Annotated in this window: 26 protein-coding genes, 1 tRNA gene and 1 pseudogene; 9 read left to right on the forward strand and 19 right to left on the reverse strand. The window is 49.1% G+C overall.

Going from position 1 to position 25608, the window contains the following annotated elements:
• Nucleotides 1-3 precede the first annotated feature (3 nt).
• From ppc to ABWV55_RS04905, 7 genes are all read right to left on the reverse strand, one after another.
• Nucleotides 4-3045: a phosphoenolpyruvate carboxylase gene (gene ppc / locus ABWV55_RS04875; RefSeq protein WP_353291070.1), complete on the reverse strand. Its 3042-nt coding sequence runs from the start codon at nucleotides 3043-3045 to the stop codon at nucleotides 4-6.
• Nucleotides 3042-4184, reverse strand: a complete 1143-nt coding sequence (gene gshA / locus ABWV55_RS04880; protein WP_353291071.1) for a glutamate--cysteine ligase — start codon at nucleotides 4182-4184, stop codon at nucleotides 3042-3044. The genes ppc and gshA overlap by 4 nt, the downstream gene beginning before the upstream one ends.
• Entirely contained in the window at nucleotides 4181-5701 is a 1521-nt protein-coding gene (locus ABWV55_RS04885; protein ID WP_353291072.1) for a chorismate-binding protein, read from the reverse strand. Before ABWV55_RS04885 ends, gshA begins: the two co-directional genes overlap by 4 nt.
• 61 nt (nucleotides 5702-5762) lie before the next feature.
• Complete coding sequence (locus ABWV55_RS04890) at nucleotides 5763-6194, reverse strand: photosystem I reaction center subunit II PsaD (protein WP_353292584.1); 432 nt, start codon at nucleotides 6192-6194, stop codon at nucleotides 5763-5765.
• Between the two features lie 115 nt (nucleotides 6195-6309).
• Nucleotides 6310-7677 carry a sensor histidine kinase gene (locus ABWV55_RS04895; protein WP_353291073.1) on the reverse strand — a complete coding sequence of 456 codons (1368 nt, stop codon included), beginning with the start codon at nucleotides 7675-7677 and terminating at the stop codon, nucleotides 6310-6312.
• Entirely contained in the window at nucleotides 7674-8912 is a 1239-nt protein-coding gene (gene rodA, locus ABWV55_RS04900) for a rod shape-determining protein RodA (RefSeq protein ID WP_353291074.1), read from the reverse strand. The genes ABWV55_RS04895 and rodA overlap by 4 nt, the downstream gene beginning before the upstream one ends.
• Before the next feature lie 2 nt (nucleotides 8913-8914).
• Nucleotides 8915-9994, reverse strand: a complete 1080-nt coding sequence (locus ABWV55_RS04905) for an Mrp/NBP35 family ATP-binding protein (protein ID WP_353292585.1) — start codon at nucleotides 9992-9994, stop codon at nucleotides 8915-8917.
• Between the two features lie 118 nt (nucleotides 9995-10112).
• On the opposite strand from ABWV55_RS04905, the gene hemF reads away from it, so the two are divergent.
• A complete protein-coding gene (hemF, locus tag ABWV55_RS04910) occupies nucleotides 10113-11201 on the forward strand; it encodes an oxygen-dependent coproporphyrinogen oxidase (RefSeq protein ID WP_353291075.1) in 1089 nt (362 codons plus the stop codon).
• On the opposite strand, the gene ABWV55_RS04915 is transcribed toward hemF, so the two are convergent.
• Nucleotides 11131-11754 carry an N-acetylmuramoyl-L-alanine amidase gene (locus tag ABWV55_RS04915; RefSeq protein WP_353291076.1) on the reverse strand — a complete coding sequence of 208 codons (624 nt, stop codon included), beginning with the start codon at nucleotides 11752-11754 and terminating at the stop codon, nucleotides 11131-11133. The two genes, hemF and ABWV55_RS04915, sit on opposite strands and share 71 nt — an antisense overlap.
• A 7-nt stretch (nucleotides 11755-11761) precedes the next feature.
• On the opposite strand from ABWV55_RS04915, the gene ABWV55_RS04920 reads away from it, so the two are divergent.
• Nucleotides 11762-11926 carry a hypothetical protein gene (locus ABWV55_RS04920; RefSeq protein ID WP_353291077.1) on the forward strand — a complete coding sequence of 55 codons (165 nt, stop codon included), beginning with the start codon at nucleotides 11762-11764 and terminating at the stop codon, nucleotides 11924-11926.
• Nucleotides 11927-12034: 108 nt separating this feature from the next.
• Here the strand turns inward: ABWV55_RS04920 and ABWV55_RS04925 are convergent, their stop codons facing one another.
• The gene (locus ABWV55_RS04925) at nucleotides 12035-12592 is read right to left on the reverse strand and encodes a cofactor assembly of complex C subunit B (RefSeq protein WP_353291078.1); all 558 of its coding nucleotides are present in this window, start codon (nucleotides 12590-12592) and stop codon (nucleotides 12035-12037) included.
• Between ABWV55_RS04925 and ABWV55_RS04930 the strand changes: the two genes are divergently transcribed.
• Both ABWV55_RS04930 and ABWV55_RS04935 read left to right on the forward strand, forming a co-directional pair.
• Nucleotides 12591-12734 (forward strand): hypothetical protein, encoded by a 144-nt coding sequence (locus ABWV55_RS04930; RefSeq protein ID WP_353291079.1) that lies wholly within the window; start codon nucleotides 12591-12593, stop codon nucleotides 12732-12734. The genes ABWV55_RS04925 and ABWV55_RS04930 overlap by 2 nt on opposite strands.
• Before the next feature lie 347 nt (nucleotides 12735-13081).
• On the forward strand, nucleotides 13082-13726 hold the full coding sequence (locus ABWV55_RS04935) for a ribonuclease D (protein ID WP_353291080.1): 645 nt from the start codon (nucleotides 13082-13084) through the stop codon (nucleotides 13724-13726).
• 26 nt (nucleotides 13727-13752) lie between these two features.
• Here ABWV55_RS04935 and ABWV55_RS04940 read toward each other — a convergent pair whose 3' ends face one another.
• The gene (locus ABWV55_RS04940) at nucleotides 13753-14010 is read right to left on the reverse strand and encodes a hypothetical protein (protein ID WP_353291081.1); all 258 of its coding nucleotides are present in this window, start codon (nucleotides 14008-14010) and stop codon (nucleotides 13753-13755) included.
• A gap of 26 nt (nucleotides 14011-14036) precedes the next feature.
• Nucleotides 14037-15245 (reverse strand): lipid-A-disaccharide synthase-related protein, encoded by a 1209-nt coding sequence (locus ABWV55_RS04945; protein ID WP_353291082.1) that lies wholly within the window; start codon nucleotides 15243-15245, stop codon nucleotides 14037-14039.
• Nucleotides 15246-15305: 60 nt separating this feature from the next.
• On the opposite strand from ABWV55_RS04945, the gene ABWV55_RS04950 reads away from it, so the two are divergent.
• Together ABWV55_RS04950 and ABWV55_RS04955 are read left to right on the forward strand one after the other, a co-directional pair.
• Nucleotides 15306-15376 (forward strand) — tRNA-Cys (locus ABWV55_RS04950).
• Between the two features lie 212 nt (nucleotides 15377-15588).
• Nucleotides 15589-15726 (forward strand): hypothetical protein, encoded by a 138-nt coding sequence (locus ABWV55_RS04955; protein ID WP_353291083.1) that lies wholly within the window; start codon nucleotides 15589-15591, stop codon nucleotides 15724-15726.
• Nucleotides 15727-15784: 58 nt separating this feature from the next.
• Here the strand turns inward: ABWV55_RS04955 and ABWV55_RS04960 are convergent, their stop codons facing one another.
• Together ABWV55_RS04960 and ABWV55_RS04965 are read right to left on the reverse strand one after the other, a co-directional pair.
• Entirely contained in the window at nucleotides 15785-15961 is a 177-nt protein-coding gene (locus tag ABWV55_RS04960) for a hypothetical protein (protein ID WP_353291084.1), read from the reverse strand.
• 1850 nt (nucleotides 15962-17811) lie between these two features.
• On the reverse strand, nucleotides 17812-17976 hold the full coding sequence (locus tag ABWV55_RS04965; protein ID WP_353291085.1) for a hypothetical protein: 165 nt from the start codon (nucleotides 17974-17976) through the stop codon (nucleotides 17812-17814).
• 26 nt (nucleotides 17977-18002) lie between these two features.
• On the opposite strand from ABWV55_RS04965, the gene ABWV55_RS04970 reads away from it, so the two are divergent.
• Entirely contained in the window at nucleotides 18003-18986 is a 984-nt protein-coding gene (locus ABWV55_RS04970; RefSeq protein ID WP_353291086.1) for an aldo/keto reductase, read from the forward strand.
• Between the two features lie 9 nt (nucleotides 18987-18995).
• Here the strand turns inward: ABWV55_RS04970 and ABWV55_RS04975 are convergent, their stop codons facing one another.
• Complete coding sequence (locus ABWV55_RS04975) at nucleotides 18996-19610, reverse strand: histidine phosphotransferase (RefSeq protein ID WP_353291087.1); 615 nt, start codon at nucleotides 19608-19610, stop codon at nucleotides 18996-18998.
• Between the two features lie 121 nt (nucleotides 19611-19731).
• The gene (gene purM / locus ABWV55_RS04980) at nucleotides 19732-20769 is read right to left on the reverse strand and encodes a phosphoribosylformylglycinamidine cyclo-ligase (RefSeq protein ID WP_353291088.1); all 1038 of its coding nucleotides are present in this window, start codon (nucleotides 20767-20769) and stop codon (nucleotides 19732-19734) included.
• Nucleotides 20770-21255: 486 nt separating this feature from the next.
• Between purM and ABWV55_RS04985 the strand changes: the two are divergent.
• Together ABWV55_RS04985 and ABWV55_RS04990 are read left to right on the forward strand one after the other, a co-directional pair.
• Nucleotides 21256-21573: pseudogene (locus tag ABWV55_RS04985) on the forward strand (septal ring lytic transglycosylase RlpA family protein); the annotation flags it as partial.
• On the forward strand, nucleotides 21570-23090 hold the full coding sequence (locus tag ABWV55_RS04990; protein WP_353292586.1) for a bifunctional pantoate--beta-alanine ligase/(d)CMP kinase: 1521 nt from the start codon (nucleotides 21570-21572) through the stop codon (nucleotides 23088-23090). The pseudogene ABWV55_RS04985 and the gene ABWV55_RS04990, both read left to right, overlap by 4 nt.
• On the opposite strand, the gene ABWV55_RS04995 is transcribed toward ABWV55_RS04990, so the two are convergent.
• Genes ABWV55_RS04995 through ABWV55_RS05010 form a run of 4 tightly spaced genes read right to left on the reverse strand, consistent with a single transcriptional unit; the run spans nucleotide 23074 to nucleotide 25558 of the window.
• Nucleotides 23074-23553, reverse strand: coding sequence for a low molecular weight protein-tyrosine-phosphatase (locus tag ABWV55_RS04995; protein ID WP_353291089.1), 480 nt, complete (start codon nucleotides 23551-23553; stop codon nucleotides 23074-23076). The two genes, ABWV55_RS04990 and ABWV55_RS04995, sit on opposite strands and share 17 nt — an antisense overlap.
• Complete coding sequence (locus tag ABWV55_RS05000) at nucleotides 23553-24182, reverse strand: HEAT repeat domain-containing protein (RefSeq protein WP_353291090.1); 630 nt, start codon at nucleotides 24180-24182, stop codon at nucleotides 23553-23555. Before ABWV55_RS05000 ends, ABWV55_RS04995 begins: the two co-directional genes overlap by 1 nt.
• Entirely contained in the window at nucleotides 24182-24955 is a 774-nt protein-coding gene (locus ABWV55_RS05005) for a HEAT repeat domain-containing protein (RefSeq protein WP_353291091.1), read from the reverse strand. Before ABWV55_RS05005 ends, ABWV55_RS05000 begins: the two co-directional genes overlap by 1 nt.
• On the reverse strand, nucleotides 24956-25558 hold the full coding sequence (locus ABWV55_RS05010; RefSeq protein ID WP_353292587.1) for a chromophore lyase CpcT/CpeT: 603 nt from the start codon (nucleotides 25556-25558) through the stop codon (nucleotides 24956-24958).
• Nucleotides 25559-25608 lie beyond the last annotated feature (50 nt).

The following is a 25608-nucleotide window of genomic DNA, read 5'->3' on the forward strand; positions in this document are numbered from 1 at the left end:
GGTTCAGCCGGTGTTGCGCATACCAGCAGCAATGCCGTTCAATGTGAGCAGTGCCCCACGCAGAAGCTCACTGCGGCTGTAAGTACGGATACAAGTATCCCCTGTTGGTGCTCCTGGACTTTCGCTCATGGGTGGTTGACGGTTTTGATCCCGCAGTCGTTTCAGAAGGGCAACCTGGAGAAATCCCAGCGGGACGATCGTACGATTACGCAAGTCTATAGAGAGCTGTAGTTCTTGATCCGCCCCAAGTAATCGGGGTTGTCCGGTAATCTCTAAGACAAGTCTTCGTGTTAAGGAATACTCCTGGGCAATGATCCGGAAGATCGCTTCAAAAGCTTTGCGTTGTTCTAATTTCCCAAGGCTGTTCATATAGTGGTGGGCTAGGTCAAGATCCACTTTTGAGAGGGTCATCTCCACTTTGGAGATCAACATCCGGAAAAAGGGCCAACGCTGGTGCAATCGGCGTAGAAGATCTAGTTGGTCGGGGTCCGTTTTAACCTCTTCGGCTAGGGCTGTACCAAAGCCGAACCAACTTGGAAGCAGGAAGCGGCTCTGAGTCCAGCCGAATACCCAAGGAATAGCCCGCAAACTCGCAAGGTCCTTTGCTCCGGTTTTACGACGGGCTGGCCGGCTGGAAATCTGTAGCTTGCTGATCTCCTCAATCGGTGTTACCTGTTGGAAAAAAGCCACCAAGTCAGGGTTATCGTAGACCAAGGCGCGGTAGTGTTCACGTGAGCGTGCCGAAAGTCGATTCATCACTTGGTTCCAGCTTAGGGTCGCATCGAGCTGATTGGTTACTAAACTGTTCTGCACAACTGCTGTCGTAATAGTCTCGAGGTTATAGAGAGCGAGTTCCAGCAGACTGTACTTAGAAGCGAGTACCTCACCTTGTTCTGTGATCTTGATGCGGCCTTGCAGTGTGCCGCTGGGTTGGGCGAGGATGGCTTGATAAGCCGAACCGCCACCACGGCTCACCGAGCCACCGCGTCCATGGAATAACCTCAAGGCGATACCCTGCCGACTAGCTCGCTCCTGGAGTGCAATTTGAGCTTGGTGGATTTCCCAGTTACTCGATAGAAAGCCAGAATCTTTGTTGCTATCGGAGTAGCCGAGCATTAGCTCCTGTAAAGGCTGGCTCCGCATTCCCACCCTAGGCAAAAGATCCTTATAAAGGGATGTATTAAACAGCTCGTTCATAACGGCAGGAGCGTGCTGTAAATCCTCCACGGTTTCGAATAGTGGTACCACCAGAAGAGACGCTTTGCAAGCAGATGGATCCACCAAACCCGCTTCTTTCGCAAGTAGTAAAACCTCTAATAAATCGGAAGCCGTATGACTCATTGAGATCACGTAAGAGTGGCAAATCCGTTGGCCAAATTCCTCCTGAAGTCGACGCAACATGTGGAAGACGGCAATGATTTCTGCGGTAGTCTCAGACCAGTGAACTGCCGTTGGAATTAGAGGTCGTCGAGTACGAAGCTCCTCCAATAGCCAGGCCACTCGCATAGGCTCTTCCATATCGTTGTAGGGTTGTGGTAGCTCGAGGAAACGCGTGAGTTCGTCGATAGCGTTGCTGTGTCGAGTACTCTCCTGCCGAATATCAAGACTGGCTAGTGAAAAGCCGAAGATATGCACTTGATGAAGCAGAGTATCGAGTTGCTCACAAGACAGCCCAGTACTAATCAAACTATTGCGAATCAGTTCCAAATCATTTCTAAACTGATCGATTGAGGTGTAGTGCAGCGCTCCCAGCCTGGAAGGCCCGTCTGTTGGAATAGCATTCTTCGGGCTCTGCCATCCAGCATCTGAAAGCTGATCGTTACGTTTGAGAGTACGCTCCAATCGTTCCGAGATATAGCTTAGTTTGAGGCGATAGGGCTCAAGTCGGTAGCGAGTGGCTCTACGCTCATAGATTTCTGGGAAACGCAGCCGGTCCATCTCCAGTGATTCGAGCAAGGAGGGCGCCACCTGGCTCCACTGCATCGAGATACTTAGTTGATCACGTAAAGCTTGTACGGAGTTAATATACAGTTCGAGCATGAGCCGACGCTGATAGCAGGCAGTGCGCCAGGTAATGTCAGGTGTCACGGAGGGATTACCATCTCGGTCAGAGCCAACCCAAGATCCGAATGTACAGAACGACGTTTGCGGGACCTGTACGTCGGGGTAGTGACTGAGTAAGGCAGAAGTGAGTCGACGACGTAGCTGAGGCATTGCATCAAACAACACCTGTCGGAAGTAGTGAAGAGTCGAATCCACTTCGTTTAGTACCGTTGGTTTGAACTGATGGAGTTCATCAGTACGCCACCAAAGGCGGATTTCTTCTTCAAGTTGTTGGCGTAAACCGTCCTTAACTCGGTGCGCCAAGGGCGCATCAGACTGTAGTTGTTGAAGAAGGTTGGCCACCCGTCGCTGTTTGTGACGAACGGTGTGGCGAACAATTTCCGTAGGATGAGCCGTAAATACCAGTTTGATATCTAACTCCTGGAGTAGGGCTTCTATCTGAGCCGGCGGTACGTTCATGCGTCGCAAGCGCTCAAACAGCTCGCCGAATGTGGCCGGATCTGCCTGGTTTGCTAACGGTGGTGCAAATGGGTCAAAAACTTCCCTTTTTTCGCCTTTTGCTGGTTTCTGAGGACTAAGGCTGTCGAGATAGCTGTCTTCTTCGATGCGTTGCTCAAGAATGTTGATCAGCTGAAAATACAATGAGAAAGCCCTAGCCGCTGCAATTGCCTCTGATAGATCCATGGCATGGATCAGTTCGATAATGGCTTCGCTTACACTGTTGCCTCCCCTTCCTTCAAGAGCAACAGGATCACTCAACTGTTTGAGTCGCAATAGACGAGCACTTTGATCAGGCGGGCATTCACTACGAAGGACGGTTTGCCATAGATCTTCTACCAGTGCTAGACGGTTCTGTAGCAATCGCCCAGCATTAGAAACCACACCACTATCCCTGTTCCTCTTAGGCTGCTTGCCTCGGAGTGCATGGGCAGTAGGTTCGGGCATGAAGATTCCATGCTGCTCGGGGTTGACCATGATCATCCCAAAGAGAGGCCTGCTGTGAGTCTTGCTTTTTCTTGCTCTTTCATTTCAGCAATTGCCGTCTGTAGAAGTTCCGAGATTTGATGGCCTTCCGCATAGGCTTCAACCCAGCGCATAGCTTGGTTTCCACTCTTGAGGACAGCATGGAGCGGTGTCAGTACCTGTTCAAGATTCAGTGTTGAAGCCAGGGGAGTTACGTCATCAATCAGCGTTTGTATCCAATCTCGGCAGCGGATGCGCTGACCGTCTTTCCAGCCATGGAGCTCGGCATTAAGACTCGAGTATGCAACGGAAGCGTCGTTAGCATCGCTGAGTGCTGCCAACTCTTCAGTGGAAAGAGAGCTGCTAAAAAGAGGGTCGAGACTCTCGCGATTGTCCTTTAGAAGTAGCAGTCTTAGTTCGACTAGTGCCGTGATGGCAAGGAGCTCAGCAGGGTCGGTAACTAGATCGCAAATTCGTAGTTCGACTCGATTTAATTCATGGGGACGATTTGGACCATTGGGTCGGACAGATGTCCAAAGGTGTCGTTCATTCTGCATGGCACCAGAAGCCAATTGTTCTTGAACCCAATCGATGTAATGGCTGTGATTACGAAAAAGTGGTACTTGTGCCGGCGTGAGAGGGAACTGTTGCCAACGTTGGGAATGATGCCCAGTTGCACGCCCGTCTAAAAATGGTGAACTGGCGCTGAGCGCAAGCAAAAGGGCTGCTTCACAGCGCACCAGACGTACAGCTGCGAACAACCAGTCTGGATCAGTGATTCCCAGATTAATGTGAATGCTCGCTGTCACCACACGGGTGCCGTAGGCCGACTCGATTAGATCGTGGTAAGGATTCGTTGGATCGGAGCGTTCGAAGCGACTGCTATCTCCAAGACTAAGAGTGCTACCTGGAAGTAAAGTGAGATCTCGCCTAGCGAGCCAAGTTCGCAAACGTAGACGAGGTCGTAGAAGTGCCTCATTGAGTTGCTGATAATCAGCGATTGGCGCTGTGATGTACTCCACATTGCGACGGTCTGGTTCGGTAACAAAGTCATCGAGAGCATCAGCAACTTCACTTGCAATGCCGACATTTTGCCCGGAGGGTAGGCCTGTAAACAGTTCGACTTCAAAGCCTTTCAGTAACAAAGAGGAAGTCATAATCCCACCGGATTTAAACAGGCAAGAGCGGTGAGCATGGCGCGAGCTTTATTAAGTGTCTCTTCAAACTCCGCCGTTGGTTTGGAATCGGCAACCACGCCGGCACCAGCTTGAACTTTTACGCGACACCCACCTGTACTATTTGGCTGCACCACCATTGTGCGAATAGTAATGGCGGTGTTGAGGGCTCCCGCCAGGTCGACGGAACCATAAACTCCTGAATAGGGGCCTCGGGCATCCGGCTCCAGGTCATAGATCAGCTGCATGGCGCGAATTTTTGGCGCGCCGCTCACAGTGCCTGCGGGGAAAGAGGCCATTAGGAGATCCCAAACGTCACGGTTTGGATCGAGGCGTCCTTCCACCTGACTAACAATATGCATGACATGTGAATACCGCTCAACCACCATCAAATCTTTAACGAAAACACTGCCTGGCCGACAGACACGGCCAAGATCGTTTCGGCCCAGATCAACGAGCATTACGTGTTCGGCACGCTCTTTGGGATCCGCTAGCAGATCTACCTCCAGTTCACTGTCTTCTTGCGAAGTTTCCCCACGGGGACGCGTACCGGCAATCGGACGCAGGTTAGCTTGAATTCCATTTGCTACTTGTTCTGCTTGTACCATCGCCTCTGGACTCGATCCGATCAGCTGCCAATCACCGAAATCGAAGAACGCCATGTAGGGCGAGGGGTTAACCATCCGGAGGCTTCGGTACAGCTCTAAGGAGCTTTGAAACACTTGTGTTTCAAAGCGCTGACTAATGACCAACTGGAAGACATCCCCTGCTGTTATATGGTTCTTGGCAGTGTTGATTGCTGTTTCAAATTCAGCCTGGCTGCGGTTGCTGGTTATATCAGGTAAAGAGCGGGCGTTGGTACTCCAATTTAATGGCTCTGTCACTGGCAGTGGGGCATCCATGCGCTTGCGCAGCCGTTCTATTCGAGCCATAGCTTTTTGCCAGGCCTTTTCTTCGTTCTGCTCATTGATGAGATCACCGAAAGCCACTGCTGTGATTTGTCGCTTCACCTGATCGAAGATCAGAATCGCGTCCATCATCATCCAAATTCCATCTGGAGGATCGGTGCTTAGCCTTGGATGAACAGGTACAGAGGGCTCAACCCATCGGATAAGTTCATAGCCCCACATGCCGTAAATTTGGCCCAATGGAGGTAGTCCCGGCAAGCTGACGCATCGATATGACCGTAGACGAGTACGCAGGGATTCAAGCGGGTTACCTTCTAGGCTGTCTTCACGGCCATCGCGCCAGCGCCGAACTAGGCGGTTCCCTCGAGCTGACGCTGTCCAGAGTGGATCACTGGCTATCACGCTCCATCGACCGAGAGTTTCACCCCCTTCGATGGACTCTAGCAAGACTCCAGGCGGGCGGCCTGCCCCCACCTTGATCCAAGCGGTGAGTGGAGTCTCGAGATCCGCCGGCCAGCTCTTAGCTAGAGGAATCAAGTTGGCGCCGCTGGCTACGGCTCTGTGAAAGGTGTTGCGATCAGGACTGAACATGCATCTTTTTGGACCCGTCCTGGGAGCTAGAGTCTAAAACCCCCAGGCAGTACCGCAGAAGTCAAGTTTCGTAGGTGTTGCGACCGCTGAATTTGATTGTAGATGGGTTCACATTCTGACCGATGCGGCGTGAGTTATGACCAACCATAGAACGCCCTTCATTCACCTTTTCGGAGAAAACACCATCTTTGGGATGTAGGAATTCCGTATCACCACCCGGATATATCCTGTAAATCTTGTAGTCTTCCATTCTAGGTTTGAATTTGGTACGCAACTGGGTGCCTAACGCAAGGCACTGCTCCTTGCGGGCAAAGTACATTAAATTCTCGCCGGTATTCATCATGGCAGCACCACCTGTAGGTAGCTCGAAAGCCTGAGTTGAATTACTGGTCCAGGTAATAGCGTACTTTTCCTCTGTTTCTGCAGAGTTAAGTAAACCCCCTGTACTGGCGATATATTGAGGGAGTTGACCGTTCAAAGCCGATGCTGTCATGGTTTCGAAAGTCCAGACTGGCCGATACGGCCGAAAGCTAGCATCATGACTTGGTCTCGACTCAGACGTCGACGACAAGCTTCACACGCTTGAACAACTCGCTGTTGCGTCTTGCTCAATCGGAGTTGCCGTCAATAGGAAAAAAAACAGTAAGATCTCGATCACGTCGGGGTCTGTAATGACCACCAAGACTAGCCATCATGCGACGCGTGGCATCCTGACTGAGTTGGAGGCTGCCTGTAGTTGGGTCCCAGCTTAAAAGTGTTCCGAGCTTTTCTCGAGTTGATGCTGAGGTCGGTGTGTTTTTTATGCTGTTGGGTAAAACAACATGGAGTTGAAGCTTCACACGGAGTCCAGCAGCCTGAAGGCCTAGTTTTAGCTTGCTTCCTGTAGGAAGGCCACGGCTGCTCCTGTCAATCAAACCGCCCAACATGGCCTCTAATCGGCGGGAGTCGCTCAGTACCGCAGGTAAATTATGATCCAAATCAAGAATTAGACGAATTCCTCGTCGCTTGAGTTGCTCGCTCCATGCTAGGGCTAAGGCTTCGAGAATCGATTCTAGATTCGTGCGAGCTAGAATGGTCTCTGTAGGTTGCCTTTGCAACTCAGCAGCGTGAAAAATTAAGCCAAACCGGTCGATTTGCTCATTGCACTCGACGTCGATTTGCTGCAGTCGTTGTATGGCCAAATCGGGTAAATCCTTACGCCGCAACAATGAGCGGATCAATGTGCGGATCGTGGCCAAGGGTGTCCGTACTTCGTGGGTTAGAGCTTCTAGTAGGTCGAGGTCATCCGATCCATTTTGGAGCTTGACCTTTGGTGGCATCGCTGGCCTAATTATTGACTCTGGTTCTGATACCGCGAGACGTTCTGCTAGAGTAGACCAAAACCGCTCGTTCAGTTGTTTGTCGCTGTGCAATGGCCCGAGTGATTCAAGGGCAATATGGAGCTGTTCCGCTTGTTTGGGCGACTGTTCTTCTAAGCGACGTTCTAGAAACGCTAAGACCTCACCTAGGCTGGCGGGATCGCAGCGCATCAGCAGTTGACGTTGCTGGGGTTCGCCATGCAGCGCCACGACCACCTGGAGGGTGGGCGTAATCACCATTAACACAGGATCGTGACCATCGTCAGGAAGCAACGCCAAGCACTGATAGTTGAGAAGAGAACCACCCTGAGCTTGGGCCCTTACTGTTTTATTACCCCCCAGATGATCGGGCAGAGCAATGATTCTTCTTTTAAGCCGGTTAAGGTGTTCAGGTGCCCAAACCCATCCCTGCAGATGCTGGAGCAGTTGAGGTTCATGAAGAGCTGGAAGAGGAGCAGCTAGCCACATCCCTTGCGTGACATTAAGACGAATGAGCTCTTGTTGAAGTGTGTCCAAGGCAGCCCGCCACAACCGACGAACGCCAATCTCGTCGCATTGTCCAGGAGGAACTCCCTCTGCAAGTCGTTCACGCAGTTCGGTGAAGGTGGGTGAGTTCAACGAAGGCCAGCAAAGGGGCGGCGGCTTTGTCGTAATACCGATAGACACAAACCAAGGGCAACAAAGTTCACAACCATCGCAGAGCGTCCATAACTCAGGAACGGCAAGGGAATTCCCGTAACAGGACCGAGACCGATAGTCATGAAGATGTTTACAACCACCTGAAACATCAGCATTGTTCCGATACCAACAACCACGAGTGACTCAAAATCAGAGCGTGCATTTCGGGCAACTTGAAGCAGACGTGTCATTAGTAGGGCAAAACCAAGAATGACAAGAAGGCATCCGATGAAACCGGTTTCTTCCCCGAGGGCACTGAAAATGAAATCGGTGTGTTGTTCGGGAATGAACCTTAGTTTTGTCAGCTGACCCTGGAGTAGTCCTGTTCCAACAAGGCCGCCGGATCCAATGCCAACCATGCTTTGCAAAAGATGGTATCCACCCCCTAAAGGATCCTGGCTGGGATCGAGAAACAACACGAGCCTGTCTCGTTGGTAATCCTTCAAGCCATGCATCCAAAGCCATGGAGTAACCTTTGCCATGGCCCCGTGAATGGCAATAGTGACTACAGCGGTGAAGCGTTTCCGAGAAAAAGATCGATAAGCTAAGAGTGCCGCAAGAGGAATCCATAGGGCTATCATCCAGGGTAAGATGCCTGCAAGTAGGGCTGTAATCAGAGGGGAGAGCAGTAAAACGACCCACTCAATCGGCATTCCTGACCAATAGAGCGTTGTTAACATCAAGGCTCCGAAGACCAAAGATGTGCCAAGATCAGGCTGGATGAACACCAGAAGCCACGGAAGCGCAATCACTCCAAAGGGGCGTAATAGGTCAGTTGGTTGCTTTACTGGATGCTTCGAGAGCACAGCGGCCAGCAACAAAGTTACAGCGATTTTGGCAAATTCTGAGGGTTGGATATGAACGGTTCCGATACTGATCCAGCGCTGAGCTCCAAGTGCGGTCGTGCCTACGAGCCGCACAGCCACAAGGCTAGCCACAGTCAGTCCATAAATCGGAATAAGGAGAGGTTTGAGATGCTTCAGCGGTAGTCGCTCTAGGCTCAATGCCACTGAAGCGCCGAATCCTGCCGTAATCCAGTGGTGATACCAGTCGGCATAGTCTGCCTGGCGCTGTGTGCTCGCAATAAGAAATCCAGCGACGGCGGTCATACCGATAGGCACTCCCCAAAGAACCCATTCTCTCTGTGGTTTTCGGAAGTGACTCCTGACAAACATGCTCAGGCTGGCGAGCTCACCTGTCGAATAACCCGTTCAGCAAGGACACGAAATTCCAAAGCACTGGCTGAGTCGCTGCAGCCGATAACTATTGGACGGCCGCTATCGCCTCCTTCTTGCACAGGCATCTCCATTGGGACTTGGGCTAATAAGGGGATCTCGTAGTCTTCTGAAAGGCGACGCCCTCCCCCGCTGCCAAACAGAGGGTAATGGCGATCTGGCATGTCGGGTGGGATAAACATGCTCATATTTTCAACCACCCCAAGTACAGGAACTCCAATCTGCCGGAACATCTCTAGGCCACGGCGGGCGTCTTGTAATGACACCAGCTGAGGCGTCGTGACAATCACAACCCCAGCCATTGGTACGGATTGTGCGAGAGAAAGTTGCGCATCACCTGTACCTGGGGGTAAATCCACCACAAGAATATCTCGCTCACCCCACTCAGCCTGGTAAAGGAATTGACGGATAATTCCATTGAGCATGGGGCCGCGCCAGATCACCGGTTGGTGTTTATCAATTAGCAGTCCCATGGACACCATGGCGATACCACAACTTTCAATCGGTTTGATACGTTGCGTGTCGCCGCTGCCTGTGACTTCGGGTGCTTGGTCGACAATTCCTAGCATAGTGGGCGTATTGGGCCCGTAGATATCGGCATCCAAGAGCCCAACGTGCAGGCCTTGCTGTGCCAGAGCACACGCGAGGTTCACAGCAACTGTGCTTTTGCCGACTCCGCCTTTACCACTACTGACGGCAATCACTTGACGAACGCCTGGAACAGCCTGGCGTTCAGCGAGTTGGCCATGACCAGATTGCCCAATGCCTCCTCTTTGAATTGAAGGTTGTCCGATTTCGATTTGCACCTCATCAATCCCGCTAAGACTGAGTAGAGCTTCACGAGCTTCTGAAACAATACGGTTGCGCTGACTTTGGGCAAAACCAGGCAAATTTAACCGAAAGACTGCGCGCGGAGGGGTGATGCGGATTTGATTAATCCAACCAAGTTCCAGTGCCGTTTTGCCGCTGCCCAAATCTCTTACCTGTTCGAGGGCGCTGGTCGCCTGCTCGGCCGAAGTCATCCGCTGCTCAAGTTCAGTGCGAATCTTAGGAGCGCTTCCCATAACAGACCTTCACGAGGTCTTGTCTAGAGCTAAGCCGACTTGTTTAGGTTTTATTATCTATACTCAATCTAAAGGCATGGTTCGCTCCTTGATTTGCCGCGTTCTAGGACGCAAGGAGACAGGGAAGTCGACACCTCAACTGGAAGTCCTCCCAAAGGATTCGCGTGATCGTGTCCGGGCGATGGTTATGGGATTGCAAGATGAAATCTGCGCGGGTCTTGAGACACTGGATGGGGGAGGGCGATTTGCAGAAGAGATTTGGATCCGCCCTGAGGGAGGAGGTGGTCGCTCCCGTGTGATGCGCGAGGGACGCATTTTTGAGCAGGGAGGCGTGAATTTCTCAGAGGTTCAGGGGAAAGAGTTGCCGCCCTCAATTCTCAAGCAACGCCCAGAAGCGGAGGGACACCCCTGGTTTGCTACGGGCACGTCTATGGTGCTACATCCGCGTAACCCCTACATTCCCACAGTTCATCTCAACTACCGTTACTTCGAGGCTGGACCAGTTTGGTGGTTCGGTGGTGGGGCCGACCTAACGCCTTACTACCCTTTTTTGCAAGATGCCCGCCATTTCCATCTTACCTACCGGCAGGCTTGCGACTCAGTTCATCCAAACCTTCATAAGGTATTCAAACCTTGGTGTGATGAATATTTCTATTTGAAACATCGTGGCGAAACCCGTGGCGTTGGTGGGATCTTCTACGACTATCAAGATTCGGGAGGCACTCTCTACAAAGGCCAGAATCCGAACGGAGTAGCCGCAAGAATCTCCTCAGAACTCGGTGATAGCTCATTAAGCTGGGAGCAGCTTTTCGCGCTCGGGCAGGCTAACGGTCGTGCTTTTCTTCCATCGTACGCACCGATCGTTGAGAAGCGTTATGCAATAAGCCACAGCGATCGAGAAAGGAAGTTTCAGCTTTATCGTCGTGGCCGATATGTGGAGTTCAACCTGGTGTGGGATCGGGGAACAATTTTTGGACTCCAGACCAATGGCCGAACCGAATCGATTTTGATGTCACTCCCTCCGCTTGTGAGTTGGGAGTACGGTTACACGGCTGAGCCAGGCTCTCGGGAAGCTTTGTTAACCGACCTTTTTACTACGCCCCAGGACTGGTTGAGCGATACGTCTTTAGACGAGCGCTGCCGGCCGTATCAGGCGATTGATTAATGCCTTTGACAAGAGCATTGACAACGCGGAAACCTAAGCACTCAATTGTTTGGGCCCGCGTTTCAATGTTGCGAAGCTTTTCTTCTAGAGGAGGTTGGAGCATACCAAGTTCAAGAATGCCGATACCTCGCAAGGGACCCCCAAGACCCCCGCGAAAGAGTCTGGGAAAGCGCCCAAAAGATTGAGCAAGGGATTCATCCACGGTGTTGAGAGGGCGATTAATCGCTGGTATTAATCCCGATCCGGAGCCATGGGGGCTATAGGCATCGAAGTGAATTTCGATTACATAATGTCCCTTGCTAGATAGCAGACTGGCCTGCGACCAATTAGTCTGCGGGTCTTTATCATCCCAAATGGTTCGTTGGGAAGGGGTGTAAGAGATGATATTGAGGCCTTGCTTTTGGCCGAGATGAACAATAGCGTTCTGCGCCTTAAGATTCCAATAGAGCTCGTCACGCATGGAGCGATCTATCGGTAGCTGTCGGCGAACACTAACTGCATAACCAGGTGTCCCAGCACTGATCATATTTTGAGAGTCAGCGTGACCAGCCATTACTACGATGGGAAGATCGGGCCGTACTTACTCTGCACCTAACCATTGTCCTTGTTTTTTGGTGCGGCGACCAAGTAGAGGATCTGGGTCAGCTACAGGAGGGCATCGCTTTGCATTCTCAATACGACGCTGCGGAGGTATTGGCTTCTCTGCAGGGAGCCAATTTTGTTGACTTTTAGCCTGGGTCTGGGTCGTTGCTAAGGTTGATCACAGATAGAAAGCTAATTATGAGTGGAATAGTGAGTTTTACAAGATGCATCTGACCAAGCAAAAGCATATTTCAGATTGGTGATGATAATAAGGAGCCATCACTGGCGAGTTGGAGCACCTCCGCAAGTTCTAGCTCGATCACAATTAATTCATCCCGGTGTGCGCGTAGCCTTAAGGAACTACCTCCCTGGGGCGGAGTTTCTAGTAATTGAAGTTCTAGGGACTCGGTCCGATTTGCTCGGCGATTGTAAACTAGACCAGCAAGGGGGCCTAGACCAATCAAGGGAAGTAGCGGCCACCCGCCCAGCTGGGGTATGAGTTGCTGTAACACCAATCCAAAACAGCAAGAGCCAATGGTGCCCAAAATGGACAGTAAAATGGCTAAGGCTTGGCTAGAGGCCACGCGACCACGAAAACGCAAAACCTGTTTCTCAGCATCGCCACCATCACGATTCCAGCCACGTTGTTCCAGCCAGGTGCTTAATCCTTCCAGAACCGTCAGTGGAGATTGAGGAGATGTGATGTCTACCACTGTGGTGCGATCTTTGGTGGCAGCACGTAGGAAGAACACGAGCCCAATCGTTATTAAGATAGTGAGCAGCAGGATTGATTGGAAGCCTGAAGGCATGGATCGCCCGAAGCAGTTCCTCCTTTCTAGAAGAGTACGCTGCGAATCGGTTAGGGATAACCTAGCTACGTGCGTCAAGGGTCCATCAGTCGCCCTGCCTTGTTATGCGCTCTTGGTTAAAGACGTGAAACCCGACCCTTAACATCCTCTCGAACAATAGTGCTAGGTGCAGTTGTTGACTGACTTATGTCGCTTAAGGTAGTCTGACACTTGTTGGAGTGCGGCCTTAAAAAGGTGCAACTTGAATTTGTCTCACAAAGGTAGTTATACCGCCGCATCCTTCTATTAGACCTCAACAGATTCAACACACCACCAGATCACAGTCCAAAGGGTGAGTTACTTTAAGTACCTAAGGTTCTAGGATCGAGATTTGGAAGAGAAGGATGCTAAATCTTATCAGGACTGATTTCATTTTGAAATTCCAGATGGGTTAATTCAGGTTTTCCGTGCCTCTGCCAGCGAGACTAATAGGCACCATCCATTGCTTCTATGGCCGGTTCCCTTTCAATTCCTGCCGAGTTCGCTGTTTTCGATGGGGACTTAAATGAGTCCTGGACAGAGCGCTACCTTCAAATGCCTTGCCTGGCGGTTGATACGGAAGCGATGGGACTAATCCATGGTAGGGATCGCCTTTGTTTGGTTCAGATCGCTGACGCGCAAGATCATGTCGCCTGTGTACGCATCGGCCTTGGTCAACTCCATGCACCAAACCTCCAACATCTGTTTGAGGCTTCGAGCGTGGAGAAGGTGTTTCATTTTGCTCGTTTTGATGTGGCTGCTCTTGCCACCGGGTTAGAAATCTCCGTTCGGCCTTTGTTTTGCACCAAAGTGGGTAGTCGTTTGGGACGGACATACACTCCGCGACACGGTCTGAAAGATCTGGTAATGGAGTTGGTGGGAGTAGAGCTGGATAAAGGTGCGCAGAGTAGTGACTGGGGAAGAGTAGAAGAGCTAACTGACGTACAACTCGCCTATGCAGCAAATGATGTACGTCACCTATTACCGGCACGGGATCGGCTTGAAACAATGTTGCGTAGGGAAGGCCGTTGGGATCTAGCAAAGCGCTGTTTCGCCTGTATTCCAGTTATTGCCGAGCTAGATCGACTGCGTTTTAATCAAATCTTTGAGCATTGAATACAGATAAATACGGACAGTGTCAATTAATCTTCGAGAATGAAGTTACCGTTGCCTTCACTGTTTTTAAGCAGGCTATTGAGGTTAGCGACGCGGTCATTGCCACTTCTGTCTAGTGCATCCAGCATCGACTGAACAAGAGCTCGCCGCGTTTGAACATCGCGTTTACCCTCCTTAGCCGCTGCTTGATCCACTTGGTTTCTGGCACTAGCCAGGCTGATACTCAATTTGCTAGCGAGTTTTGCGCAGAGTTTTACGTAGAGAGGGTCCTGAATAGTAGCCATCGCTTTCTGTTACGGTTCCTTCAGTATTAATGCAAACGGTTAAGTAACATGGTCGCAAGTCGATCACTTCCCCCGGACCTTCCCATACGCTGGCGGCCGATATACCCCAACTTCCGTCGCAAATTCTCATCTGCAAGCAGGCATTCCAATGCTATGGCCATCTCGGTTGGACTTGTGCAGGGACGCACTGAGCCGCCGAGTAATCGGCTTTGTCTATAAGCAAAGCTTTTTTTGAATTGGGGTCCTGGGCCTGGTGATGAGAGAGCTGGGATCCCGAGACCGACAAGTTGCTCGGTAGCAGTTCCAGCAGTCGCAAGGCCGACTTCAGACCAGCCGCTCCAAATGTCGAAGCAGGATTGGCCGATTAAAAGTATGCAGGGTCCTTTGACCCAGCAAGCCTCTGCTCCGAGTTGATCAGATGGCGGCAAGCTCTGACGGAAGCCTTGTTTTTGAAGAATGTCTCTCATGCTTTCTGTGGAAGGCTGGCCGCCTATTGCTACAAGTAGGGCTATTGGTACGGCTGAGTGCATTAGGCTGATCGCGTTTAAGATGCGATCAAAATTAGTTTGAGCTTCGGGTATTCGACTTCCACAGAGAACTAGTATTCTTCGGCATCCCTTGAGAGCTGATGGTACTTCTCGTAGTTCAAGGCCATCCATCATTGGATTGCCTGGTGCCACAGCAGGAACTCGATGACGGCGTAATCCACGCGCAGTAATTAGGTCTCGCATCGCTACCAGTCGACAACGCTCTGAGCGCATCAGCATCCATTCCCATGGATCCCATTCACTACCCTTCAGTTGGTGATAGAGATCGCTCAAACTCCGGCCTGGGCCACTGCGCCAGGTATAGTCGCTTTTGGGGGTGCCGATAAATCCGAACGGAGCTCCACTACTCCAGGCCATTAGAAGTGGGAGTACGTCTCCAATGGCCACCACGCTACGTCGTTGACGAGCTTGCCGTTTCACTAACTGCCACTGCCACCAGCTTAGTAACGGCAGTCCTGCCCAAATATCCCGAACCATGCCTCGAATGCTTTGATTGCTGAATCCTCCGCTCGGAAGATTTGCTACAGGTCCGATTCGATTGAGCCATCCTGCTGCAACTGCTGCATCAAATATTCTGCCATAGCCGAAGAGAGGCAAAACTTCTAAAAGAAGTTGAGGTCTCTGGCGATGCAGTGCTTCAAGGACACGAAGAGCAATAAGATCTTCGCCATGGCCATTGCAAATCACTAGAAGAGCAGTAGGACCATTACTGATACAGTCCCGTCTGGGGGGTAGTGATTTTTGTGCGGCGGCATGGCCAAGTGGTAAGGCAGAGGATTGCAAATCCTTTATCCCCAGTTCGAATCTGGGTGCCGCCTTTGAGAAAATCCCTGAGAGTACTGACAGGTCATGAATTCTCGGGGATTTTTTGTTTAACGGCACTGCAAGATGAATAAAAGGTGAACCGGCATTGATGAGTCGCCTGGGGAAAAGTCTCCCAAATTCACCTTCCTAGCGATTAGAAGGGAGCATGAGCGTCCCTAAGGGGTCATAAGGTTACGATTTACGAGATGACCGTCTCACAGGAGATGTGAAAACGCCTGCTAACCGTCGTTTTGGCACGCGTCTTGACGGTCCGATAGGTATTCTATTGTTGTGCGTTTCACCCCGTCGATGTCACGTGTCAAGTTTATCCTGCGGATTGGAGAGTGAACTTTATTTGCCTTGACGCAGTGCTTAGATAGGAAGGGACATGGGCAGCGGGGGTAGAGAATAGGACTTCATTTTTAGTTCGAAACCTTCTCCATCACAGCATCCTTCACTCGATCCCACAGTGTTTTACCTTCCTTTGCGGGGGCAATGGCATCACCAGCAGCACGTAAAAGATCTGCCGTGATCTGTTTAGTGCCCGGATTAGAGAAGAGCAGGAAACCGAGGACAATCCCTACAAGGATCTTTGACATTAGAAAATCTCTGTTTGAATACTACTTTTGAGCTTCAAAAAACAAAAAGAAGATTTTTATATTTGGAAAAACCAGTTTTTACTAGTTCTCGTGATAATCTTTACATTTTCCTTTAATTGTTGCTTGGCAAGCGTCTTGGTTATTTGACCTCGCAATTGATGCTCTGCAGAGATAAATTGATTGAAAATAAACCATATTTTTATGGAAAGTCTCTTTTCGTGAGAGGTGGTCAATCATACTTATTTGCTGCTCACTCGACTTAAACATTGAACCAAACCAGGTCGAGTGTACTTGGATCGAGTTCACAGCCTATTTAGTCAGGATACCTCATCTTGAATTATCTTCGGTCCTGCTATAGGAGTCAATATTAAAGTCTGTCTTGTACCCCATTTCTATTAATGGGATTCACAAGCATTATAAATATCAAGCGAATGGGGACAACCAACTGGAGTCCCAGCTACTTGATTTTTCAGGTACACTAGGTTACAAACTTTTAAGTTATCAATGCCTGATTTTGCTTTTCATTTCATTATACTATTTCTTAAATTTATCGCTGAATTACTTGCTATATCGTCATGGCAGTCACACTTAATCCCTGAAATTATTATTGTCTATCTATTGCTTTATTTGCATACTTTTATTGCTACCGCTAGATACTCAAAGACATAAGTTCTCTTTTTACTAAATTTAGTCTTGCAGGATTTTGCGACCTTCTTATCCCAAGTGGCAGTTCATTAATTGGTTTATAGAGAAGCGAAAATTTTGATAAATCAATACTAAAATTAGTATTTAGTTTATCAGCTTATTAACATTTTTTAAACGATAAAGACAGATAGTTCTTAAGATGTGGGATGATTCATTCTATCCAATAAGAGTAGCTATTTGTTGCTAGAAAAAGCGAGAAAGATTAAGTCACTACTACAGTACTAGGTTACTGTAGGGGAAAATACGCAATATATTTTAGGTTAAAAAACTTAAATTAGATTTTAATAGTTAGTTCTCGTCTAAAGTATTAATATTTGATCTTGAAATTAAAAGCAAGTGTTTATTATACATAATAATGAAAAAAGATTATGGCTGTAAAGAATATAATAAAAGCTACTATTTTTGTTTTTTATTATTAATTGCTAGCTTATTAACTAATAAATAAAGAGATATTTTTTCTATTAAAGTTTACCTAATAGAACTTAATATTTTTCTTTAAAAAGTAAACTTTTTAAAGAAAAATATGTAATATCTTTATGAATAAGAGAGCTAAAAGAATGTTACTGCTATTTAAGGATTGTTATTATTGAAAAATCTTTATGCTTTTGTCTTTATTAATTAAAGTTAGTATGCTATTATGCATTAGATTTAGTACCAATTTTTGGTATTATAAGAACATTAAAGAGTTAGGCATCAGCCATGAGAACAAAGACTTGCTTAGAGCAATAATAAAATTATGGTTGGTTTCAGAAAAATACTTAGGTAGCTAATATGGTTAAAAAATATAAATAATAGTGATAAAACTCATTTTTGCTGTGTTGCTTTTTAGCTAGCTGTAATCGCAGCAGTATTAAATACTATTTGCTTATCTTTTTTATTGCAAGATCTTGTCATTAGGGCACATCCTAACTGAAGGAGTCAAGCAGAATTATTGATAAGCAAAGCAACCTGAGCGATTTCTTAACACCTATAAGAGGCCTTGACTTATGGTTCTACAATCTTTTCGGAGTTGGTAAATGTATTGGCGATTACCCTTACTAAAACTTTGGAACTAGCCTACATCCTTAATAGTGTGGCATGCAAAAGTTAAGTTCCTCTGGTAAACCGTAACCGGAACCATTGTCAATAATTAATGCTGGTTTGTATTAGTAATCGCTGTCAGCAACGCACATACCAATGCAACGAATGCCATTATCGGCGGTTCGTTGGCAATGATTGCAGAGCACTAGCTTGACTTTACTGCGGTCGTCTTTATGAGTCGACGGAGTCGGAAGGTTGGAAGAACGCTCTAATGCTTTGGGGTTAGGCATTGAAAATTTAATCTAGAAAAGTGATCATGACTGGCAGCGGATTGTACCAAGTGAACAGTATTGGTTTTGGTACCTGGGCTTGGGGCAATGCTTTTGTTTGGGGTTACAACCCTGAGAAAGACGATATGCGGCTTGCCGCTACGTTTCGCCAGGCTTTGAATGCAGGCATTAACTTGATTGACACAGCTGATTCTTACGGTACCGGTTTTTGGAATGGCCGCAGTGAATCTCTACTTGGCCGTTTTATTAGCGCATTACCAGCACACCGTCGGTCTCATTTGTTAGTGGCTACGAAATTAGCCCCCTTTCCATGGCGCCAGGGGAGAAGGGGTTTAGATAGAGCGTTTGCTGCCAGTGCGAAACGCCTAAACGGTAATCTTAGACGGGTTCAGTTGCACTGGAGCACGGCACGCTACGCTCCGTGGCAAGAAGTAGCACTTCTCGATGGCTTAGGAGACTTAGTTCAGAAGGGACAAGTTGAAGAATTGGGTTTGTCGAACATCGGTCCGCAGCGCTTGGCCTGGATGTATGACCGGCTCATTGCACGAGGCATCAGCCTAAGTAGCGTGCAGATTCAGTGGTCGTTAGTTTCGCCGGATGAACCACGAACGCAAGAACTCCTGGATCTTTGCAGCGAACTGGGAATCGAGGTATTGGCTTACAGCCCCTTGGCTTTTGGGATGCTATGTTGCGAACCAGGCCGAGAACCTCGGCCGACAACTTGGGTGCGACGACAACTTTTTCGACGTCTTTTGCCCGACAGCTTTCGAATTCGGCAGTTGGTTTATGCCATCGCAAAAGAGCGAGGAGTTCCTATGGTTCAAGTAGCTTTAAACTGGTGTCGAGCCAAGGGAACTACCCCAATTCCTGGTATTAGGACGCCTAAGCAGGCTATAGACGTGGCAGGAGCACTGACGTGGAATCTCCTTGAGGACGAGTGCATTGAGCTCGATCGTGAAAGGAGTAGGTGTGTAACGCGCATGCCATCTAATCCTTTTCAAAGCCGCTGAGAGATACTTTCAAGCTTCAGAAATCGATTCAGGCGTCGGACTAACTACAACAGGCAAGCTATCGTCATCATTTCGAATTGAGACTATTTTTTCGCCCGCCGATTCCACTGATTGAGAGGCAGCAGCTTGTTGTTGTTCACAAGCAGTTAGCGCCTCTTGGAGCAATGAGTCGAATGTGGCACCTGGCAAACGGTGACGTGCTACTTCAAGAAACGTCCTAGGAAGCGACTCTCCTGCGGCATGTCGAACGGCAGGATTATTGCGCCGTTGCTCCTGTTCATCTTGGATTGCACGTAGAAAGCGTCGTGTAATGTCACGCTTGGTTGATGCCTTGATTAAGGTATCCCGATCCTGAGGGCTGTGACTGAGTTCTTGTTCAAGCTCCTGGATGCGACGTTCGAGGCTAGCGAGCACTTCATCGGCTTCTTTACTTACATGGGAAAGCTGGCCATCAGAGAGATGAGGCATGTCTGCAACAAACACTTTCCCATGATCGCGAAGCGTTAGAAAGGTCGGTCGAGGGGTTTGACGGTTGCTATAACCAGGCTCAAGGGGACGCCGTGGGGGGACCGGACCAGCAGAGGAGCGACGCCGAGTAGCTCGTTGAGGCTTATTAAAAGGCATAGAAACAAAACAATGTGTCAACGTTGTTATCGGGGAAATCTACAACTCTCTTACCTCAATATTATCAAGTTAATTCTCTCGCGGAGTGGTCTAATCCCGATCAGGTTGAAAGTTGACGCAATCAGCTAGGAATCCCTTCCAAAGCTTGACTGTTTACTGATGATGCAGTGACGACCTCCCCAATTACCCATGCTCGATGGCCGTGCCGATGGCATAGCTCAAGTGTTAGATTCTCGGCCTCGTTTGGTATGACCAAACAAAAACCAATGTCTAAGTTGAAGGTGTGCCAAAGGTCGCGCTCTAGAATATTACCAGTGTCCTGAAGCCACTGGAATAGCGGGGAGCGTGACCAAGTCTTAGGATCGATGCGGGCGGTTGTACCCTCTGGGAGACATCTGGGTAAATTCTCTGGCAGCCCGCCCCCGGTGATGTGGGCCATGCCGTGGATGGTCACAGAGTTGTTTAGTAAGTGTCGGACAAGCGAAGCATAAACCTTTGTTGGGGTGAGGAGATCTTTTAACAAAAGGCGTCTACCCTGATCGTAGCGTGTGGATCTATCAGCATTGACTTGATCCAAAATCTTCCTTACCAGACTGAATCCGTTGCTGTGCACTCCACTGCTGGCGATACCGATGATGTGATCTCCGGGGGTGATACGATCCCCTCCGATCAATTTGTCTTCTTCGACGACTGCGACGCAGAAACCAGCTAAATCGTATCTCCCTTGGGGGTAGAAACCCGGCATCTCTGCGGTTTCTCCTCCCAGTAAAGCGCAACCGCTTTGGCGGCAGCCATCGGCTATCCCTTCAACTACCTCAGCCATAGCGTCCGGACTTAGAACACCGGTGGCTATATAGTCAAGAAAGAACAACGGAGTAGCACCACAGGTGATCACGTCGTTGACGCACATCGCTACAAGATCGATTCCGACACCGCGATGGCATTGATAGTTTTGAGCAAGCTCAAGCTTGGTGCCGACACCATCAGTTCCTGCAACAAGCACGGGCTTGCGCAGTCCGGCTGGTAATCGCATTAGTCCACTAAACCCTCCTATTCCTCCAATAACTTCGGGGCAGTGTGTAGCCTCTATCGATGCTTTGACACGCTGAATAAAAGCTCGCCCAGCTTCTACATCAACGCCAGCCCTTTTGTAGTCCATGGAAATAAATCAGGTTTGATGGCCTTACTCTGCTCTTTAAATTATGTGCTTTTTGCACAATCATTTCCGTATCGATACACTTATGCTTACATTATTAATCTGAGCCTTAACAGTTGAGATACAAAGCAACTGTTAAGGCTTTTAACCGTACGTTAAACGGAAGGCTAAGCTGCATAGCAGGTCTGATACTTTATTCTTGGCAGTCTTCGTGCTTTTTATTTAGGGTGAAAACACGTCAGAGTATTTGCCTTCTTTCGTGTCTAGCGCCGTCTCCATTCGCCTTGATTGTTGATCACATCTGCATTATTGATTATCAATAGTACCCTTGCAAGCAACGAAAGCGTTGCTTGCACCTGTTATCACCATTGATTTTTTCAATCAAGATATCTTCAATACGATGAATCTGATTCTGAAGTTTGTATTTGCGCATTTCCTGAAGAGCTAAAAGATACTAGTATCTTATTCATAACTGTTCTTCAAGCACTAAAACCGAAAGTTCTCCCCCAGGTTGTATGTATTATTACTGGTGAAGCCAGTTGGTATGGACCGAATTTTTTGGAAACCGCACCGTCAACGGTGAAGTATATCGACGTGGTGCTATGACAGCCCCGCACCGGCTACTTCCCTTTTTGCACTAAAGTACGAGTTACCAATCTTCGAAACGGCAACTTCGCAGTGATCCGCATTAATGACCGCGGGCCTTTTGTGCACTATCGTATAGTCGACCTGGGCCATAGGGTAGCGAACGTTCTTGACTTGACTGCTTCTGGAGTTACCCAAGTTCAGATTGAGGTTTTGCGCTGAGTCTCTCTGTTCTTCACACCATAGTTGAACTGGCCACTTGGATCATGGTTAGACGCGGTGATCTCCAGTTCGTTCCCACTATGGGTGCACTTCATGCGGGACATGGAACCCTCATCCAACGGGCTTCTTTGGTTGGACCAGTGCTGGTCAGTGTTTTCATTAACCCTTTGCAATTCGGTCCTAATGAGGACCTCAGACGATATCCTCGCAGTCTTGAATCAGACCTTAAGCTGGCGGAGGAATGGGGTGCTTCGGCTCTTTGGGCTCCCGCTATCGAGGATATTTATCCATCGGGAAGCGATATTAGCCCTGCTGCTATTCAAGTTCCGTTCTCATTACAACAGCATTTATGTGGAGCCACTCGACCTGGGCATTTTGATGGAGTAGCCACTGTCATTGCTAGGCTGTTGACTATAGTTCGCCCCAGCCAACTTTGGCTTGGCGAAAAGGATTGGCAACAGCTTGTGATTCTTCGTTGGTTGGTGGCCCATTTGGCTTTGCCGGTGTCTGTTCAAAGCGTCGCTACGGTTCGGGAAAATGATGGTCTGGCGCTTAGTTCTCGCAACCAGTACCTGTCTTATGACCAGCGACGGTTGGCTGTGGCGTTGCCACGAGCACTGCAGTCTGCATATGGATTGGATCCGATCACATCTGTAGAGACCAAGCTCAGCGATGCGGGACTCAAGGTGGAGTATGTACAAAGAGTCGACCCTTGGACCCTTCAGCCCTGTGGGCATGAGAAGGCAATCTCACTGCTCGCTGCGGCTGTATGTTGTGGATCAACTCGGTTAATTGATCATGTATTTCTAATGACTCGCCAACCTCTAGTTGCTATCGATGGCCCCGCCGGAGCTGGCAAAAGCACTGTTACGCGAGCGTTTGCTGAGCGCTTGGGGCTCGTCTATCTCGATACCGGAGCCATGTACCGCTCGGTGACCTGGCTTATACAACAACACGGCGTTGACCCTTCTGATGGGATTGCGATCGAACCATTTCTTACAGACTTAAATATACAACTGAAGTCATTTCGAGACGGTGAGCAGCAAGTTTTGGTCAATGGTGAGGATGTCAGTATGGCGATTCGATCGCCAGAAGTGACGGCATCAGTATTTATTGTATCCACCCATCGTTGTGTTCGTCAGGCATTAACGGCTCAACAGAAATCCATGGGTTCTAAAGGGGGACTAGTGGCTGAAGGACGAGATACTGGGACAGCTGTTTTTCCTGACGCCGATCTAAAAGTGTTTCTGACAGCCACAGTCGCCGAGCGAGCACGACGCCGCGCCTTGGACCTCGAGAACAGGGGTTTTGCTGTGCCTGAGCGCGCAAAACTCAAAATTCAGATTTCCGAACGCGACGAACTTGATAGCAATCGAAAGGAGGCACCTCTCGTGCAGGCCGATGATGCCATTAAGCTCGTGACTGATGGTATGTCTATCAACACTGTAGTCGATACGCTTATACAGCGCTTTCGTGAGCGAATAGCTGAGGAGGCTTGGCCTACCCCTCAACAGTGAGTTCATCGAGGAGCGCAGAACAGGAATCTTCCAGCAGATCAAGTACGTGCTCAAAACCAGATTCACCCCCGTAGTACGGGTCTGGCACTTCTGTGTAGTTAAATCGCTTAGCAAAGCTCAGTATTGGTTTAATACTTGCTGTGGCACTACTACCAGTTTCGTGGGCCAGGTTTTGCACATCCAATAAATTGGCATCGTCCATAGTGACTATGAGGTCAAAGTCACTCAGGTCATCAAGTCTAATCTGACGAGCGCGACTCGGTAACTGAATACCTCGGCGATTGGCAGCTGCCTGCATGCGCCGGTCTGCAGGCCTCCCTACATGCCAGCCGCCCGTTCCCGCAGAATCCACGACAAATTGATCGGCTAGGCCGCGCTTAATGAGCAAGTCCAAAAATACCCCCTCAGCAGCTGGAGAGCGACAGATATTGCCGAGGCAAACAAACAGAATCTTTTTCTTCATCAGGCTTGCAAGCGTTTCAATGCGTGCTGCGCTCGAAGTCGTACCACCTTCACCTTCTCAGAATCAGAAGCCAGGGACCGTAACAACACCCTAGCCTGCTCGTCCAGATCATGATTGGAAGATCTTGGGGTAAACCTTTGCTCGATTCCGAAGGCGGCAGCGTAACGCACCACCCATTCGTCGTCTGTTGCAGCTTTGAATATGGCCTTGCAGCATCGTGAAAAATCTTGGAAGAAAGTGGGGCCTCCGAGCTCCATCTCGGCTAAACCACGAGTAGCAGATCGTCTTACACTCGGCGCGATGTCAGTGCTGATTGCGCGTTCAAGCAAATCTAAACCACGAGAATCCCGGAGCGTAGCAATAGCTTGGATGGCCCAAGCGCGAGCACTGTAATCTCGTTCATCCAGATTGGTCAGTAGGACTGGTACAACGTTGCGGCCAAGAGCTATCAGACCTTGAATGGCAACAGCCGCCACAGAAGGGTTGTTGAAGCCAAGCACCTTGATTAAAGTCGGCGCCGCTTCCAAATCCATCAGGGCACTGACGGCTTGGGTGGCACAGATAAGCTCAGAGGTTGTCTGTGCCCGATTTAACTCAAGAATCGCACTTTTAAGGTCCGAAGCCGCCATCAGAGCAGACGATCCATCGCATTGAACACTCTTATGTCCCCACTGTGTTCTTCAGCTAACCCACGCAAAGCAACCAGCTTTAAACTGGCCTCAACTGTTGCTGCTTCGATGGCTGGAAGGGTAGCAATCCATCCGGCGGCACCTAAGTCGAGTAATACTCCGCGTCGTACTAATGGCTCAGGATGTTTGAGAAGCCGCTCCAACTGAGTAGCCCATCGCTGTTGTTTCATGAGTTGAAGTAATGCGCGGCAAGCCGCTGCCTGAATCAATGGGCGAGGATGCTTGGAAAAAGGAATGATGGCGTCTAATATACTGGGATTGCTTACCCCGATGTTTCCTAGGGCCTCTAGCAAGGATTCATAGGGTTCATCAACCGTAGAGAATTCTATTCGCTTTTGATCCGAGGATTTTGGCTTTTTTGTCAGTAGTTGGCATATTGGTGTGATCGCAGCCTTGACTTTCATATTGCCAAGGCTACGGGCCGCCTCTTCACGCACAATGTAATCCGCTGATGCAAGCAATCGAATTAATGGATCACAGGCGGCAGAATCACAGAGAAGTCCAAGAGCGCGAATCGAGTTGAGAGCGACACCGCGACGATCAGGATCTACAGGGTCATGACTAAGATTTGCAAGGGTCTTTAGGAGTAGCGGTACAGCATCAGAGTGCTTGCTACGCATCTTCCCTAACCACCAAGCGGCATAATATTGAGCAGATGTATCGTTTTGCTGACTCAGATTAGCAATCACCTGGTTCTCATCGAGAGGTTTCATTTAAATCCAAGCCATTGGAATATCGCTTGACCAATTTGCCGTTCGTTGGAAGCGGAATTCGCCCGCGACCGACCCCCAACAATGTTCATTGGTGTTGGGGTCATAGCCCCGGTCTAATGTTGTTAAAGAATCATTTTTCAAGCTGAAGGTACTCACCAATACGGTATCCCGACCGCTGTTGTGAACGATGCAACGACAACCAGGCTCTATTTCGCCACGGTAGCCATCATTTTTTTCGGTAACTTGATAGTGACATTGGTTTAGACAAATTAGATCGCTCTGTTGAATTTTTCTGCGACACATTTTGTCAAAAGTTGCTGAAGCGAACCGCTGCGGATCCCAGAAGGTGTGGTTCCAAAGTTTGATCACACCTGGAGAATGTTCTTCTGCACGAACCACGCGTAGCCGATAAGGAGTCTTAGGACTAACGGCGTAGGTTTGTTCTAAAAGGATCGAACCGGATTGGAGATGTTCAAGAGGCCGATATCTCAGAAAGATGTGAGCAAAAAATGGGGGGTTGTCGAGAGCTTGTTGCCGGTTACTGTATTCTCCACAAAGCAGGCTTAGAAAACGTCTTACGGTTGAAGTAGTCTTTACGTCCATTTCCCTTGAGCCTTGAACAGTAAAGAAAAGAGCCCCTAGGGGGGCTGGTT

Origin of the sequence: Synechococcus sp. M16CYN (genome assembly GCF_040371545.1) — a bacterium.
Taxonomy (GTDB): domain Bacteria; phylum Cyanobacteriota; class Cyanobacteriia; order PCC-6307; family Cyanobiaceae; genus Parasynechococcus.

Excerpts from the sequence above, each read along its gene's own strand:
- ABWV55_RS04960 (WP_353291084.1), bottom strand. The coding sequence starts at position 15,961 with ATGTCAAAGATCCTTGTAGGGATTGTCCTCGGTTTCCTGCTCTTCTCT.
- ABWV55_RS04905 (WP_353292585.1), bottom strand. The coding sequence starts at position 9,994 with ATGACTTCGGCCGAGCAGGCGACCAGCGCCCTCGAACAGGTAAGAGAT.
- ppc (WP_353291070.1), bottom strand. The coding sequence starts at position 3,045 with ATGATCATGGTCAACCCCGAGCAGCATGGAATCTTCATGCCCGAACCT.
- purM (WP_353291088.1), bottom strand. The coding sequence starts at position 20,769 with ATGGACTACAAAAGGGCTGGCGTTGATGTAGAAGCTGGGCGAGCTTTT.
- ABWV55_RS04915 (WP_353291076.1), bottom strand. The coding sequence starts at position 11,754 with ATGGCTGGTCACGCTGACTCTCAAAATATGATCAGTGCTGGGACACCT.
- ABWV55_RS05005 (WP_353291091.1), bottom strand. The coding sequence starts at position 24,955 with ATGAAACCTCTCGATGAGAACCAGGTGATTGCTAATCTGAGTCAGCAA.
- ABWV55_RS04935 (WP_353291080.1), top strand. The coding sequence starts at position 13,082 with ATGGCCGGTTCCCTTTCAATTCCTGCCGAGTTCGCTGTTTTCGATGGG.
- ABWV55_RS04890 (WP_353292584.1), bottom strand. The coding sequence starts at position 6,194 with ATGACAGCATCGGCTTTGAACGGTCAACTCCCTCAATATATCGCCAGT.
- rodA (WP_353291074.1), bottom strand. The coding sequence starts at position 8,912 with ATGTTTGTCAGGAGTCACTTCCGAAAACCACAGAGAGAATGGGTTCTT.
- ABWV55_RS04885 (WP_353291072.1), bottom strand. The coding sequence starts at position 5,701 with ATGTTCAGTCCTGATCGCAACACCTTTCACAGAGCCGTAGCCAGCGGC.
- ABWV55_RS04930 (WP_353291079.1), top strand. The coding sequence starts at position 12,591 with ATGGATCGCCCGAAGCAGTTCCTCCTTTCTAGAAGAGTACGCTGCGAA.
- ABWV55_RS04920 (WP_353291077.1), top strand. The coding sequence starts at position 11,762 with ATGGGAAGATCGGGCCGTACTTACTCTGCACCTAACCATTGTCCTTGT.
- hemF (WP_353291075.1), top strand. The coding sequence starts at position 10,113 with ATGGTTCGCTCCTTGATTTGCCGCGTTCTAGGACGCAAGGAGACAGGG.
- ABWV55_RS05010 (WP_353292587.1), bottom strand. The coding sequence starts at position 25,558 with ATGGACGTAAAGACTACTTCAACCGTAAGACGTTTTCTAAGCCTGCTT.
- ABWV55_RS04975 (WP_353291087.1), bottom strand. The coding sequence starts at position 19,610 with ATGCCTTTTAATAAGCCTCAACGAGCTACTCGGCGTCGCTCCTCTGCT.
- ABWV55_RS04995 (WP_353291089.1), bottom strand. The coding sequence starts at position 23,553 with ATGAAGAAAAAGATTCTGTTTGTTTGCCTCGGCAATATCTGTCGCTCT.
- ABWV55_RS04940 (WP_353291081.1), bottom strand. The coding sequence starts at position 14,010 with ATGGCTACTATTCAGGACCCTCTCTACGTAAAACTCTGCGCAAAACTC.
- ABWV55_RS05000 (WP_353291090.1), bottom strand. The coding sequence starts at position 24,182 with ATGGCGGCTTCGGACCTTAAAAGTGCGATTCTTGAGTTAAATCGGGCA.
- ABWV55_RS04925 (WP_353291078.1), bottom strand. The coding sequence starts at position 12,592 with ATGCCTTCAGGCTTCCAATCAATCCTGCTGCTCACTATCTTAATAACG.
- ABWV55_RS04970 (WP_353291086.1), top strand. The coding sequence starts at position 18,003 with ATGACTGGCAGCGGATTGTACCAAGTGAACAGTATTGGTTTTGGTACC.
- gshA (WP_353291071.1), bottom strand. The coding sequence starts at position 4,184 with ATGACTTCCTCTTTGTTACTGAAAGGCTTTGAAGTCGAACTGTTTACA.
- ABWV55_RS04965 (WP_353291085.1), bottom strand. The coding sequence starts at position 17,976 with ATGCCTAACCCCAAAGCATTAGAGCGTTCTTCCAACCTTCCGACTCCG.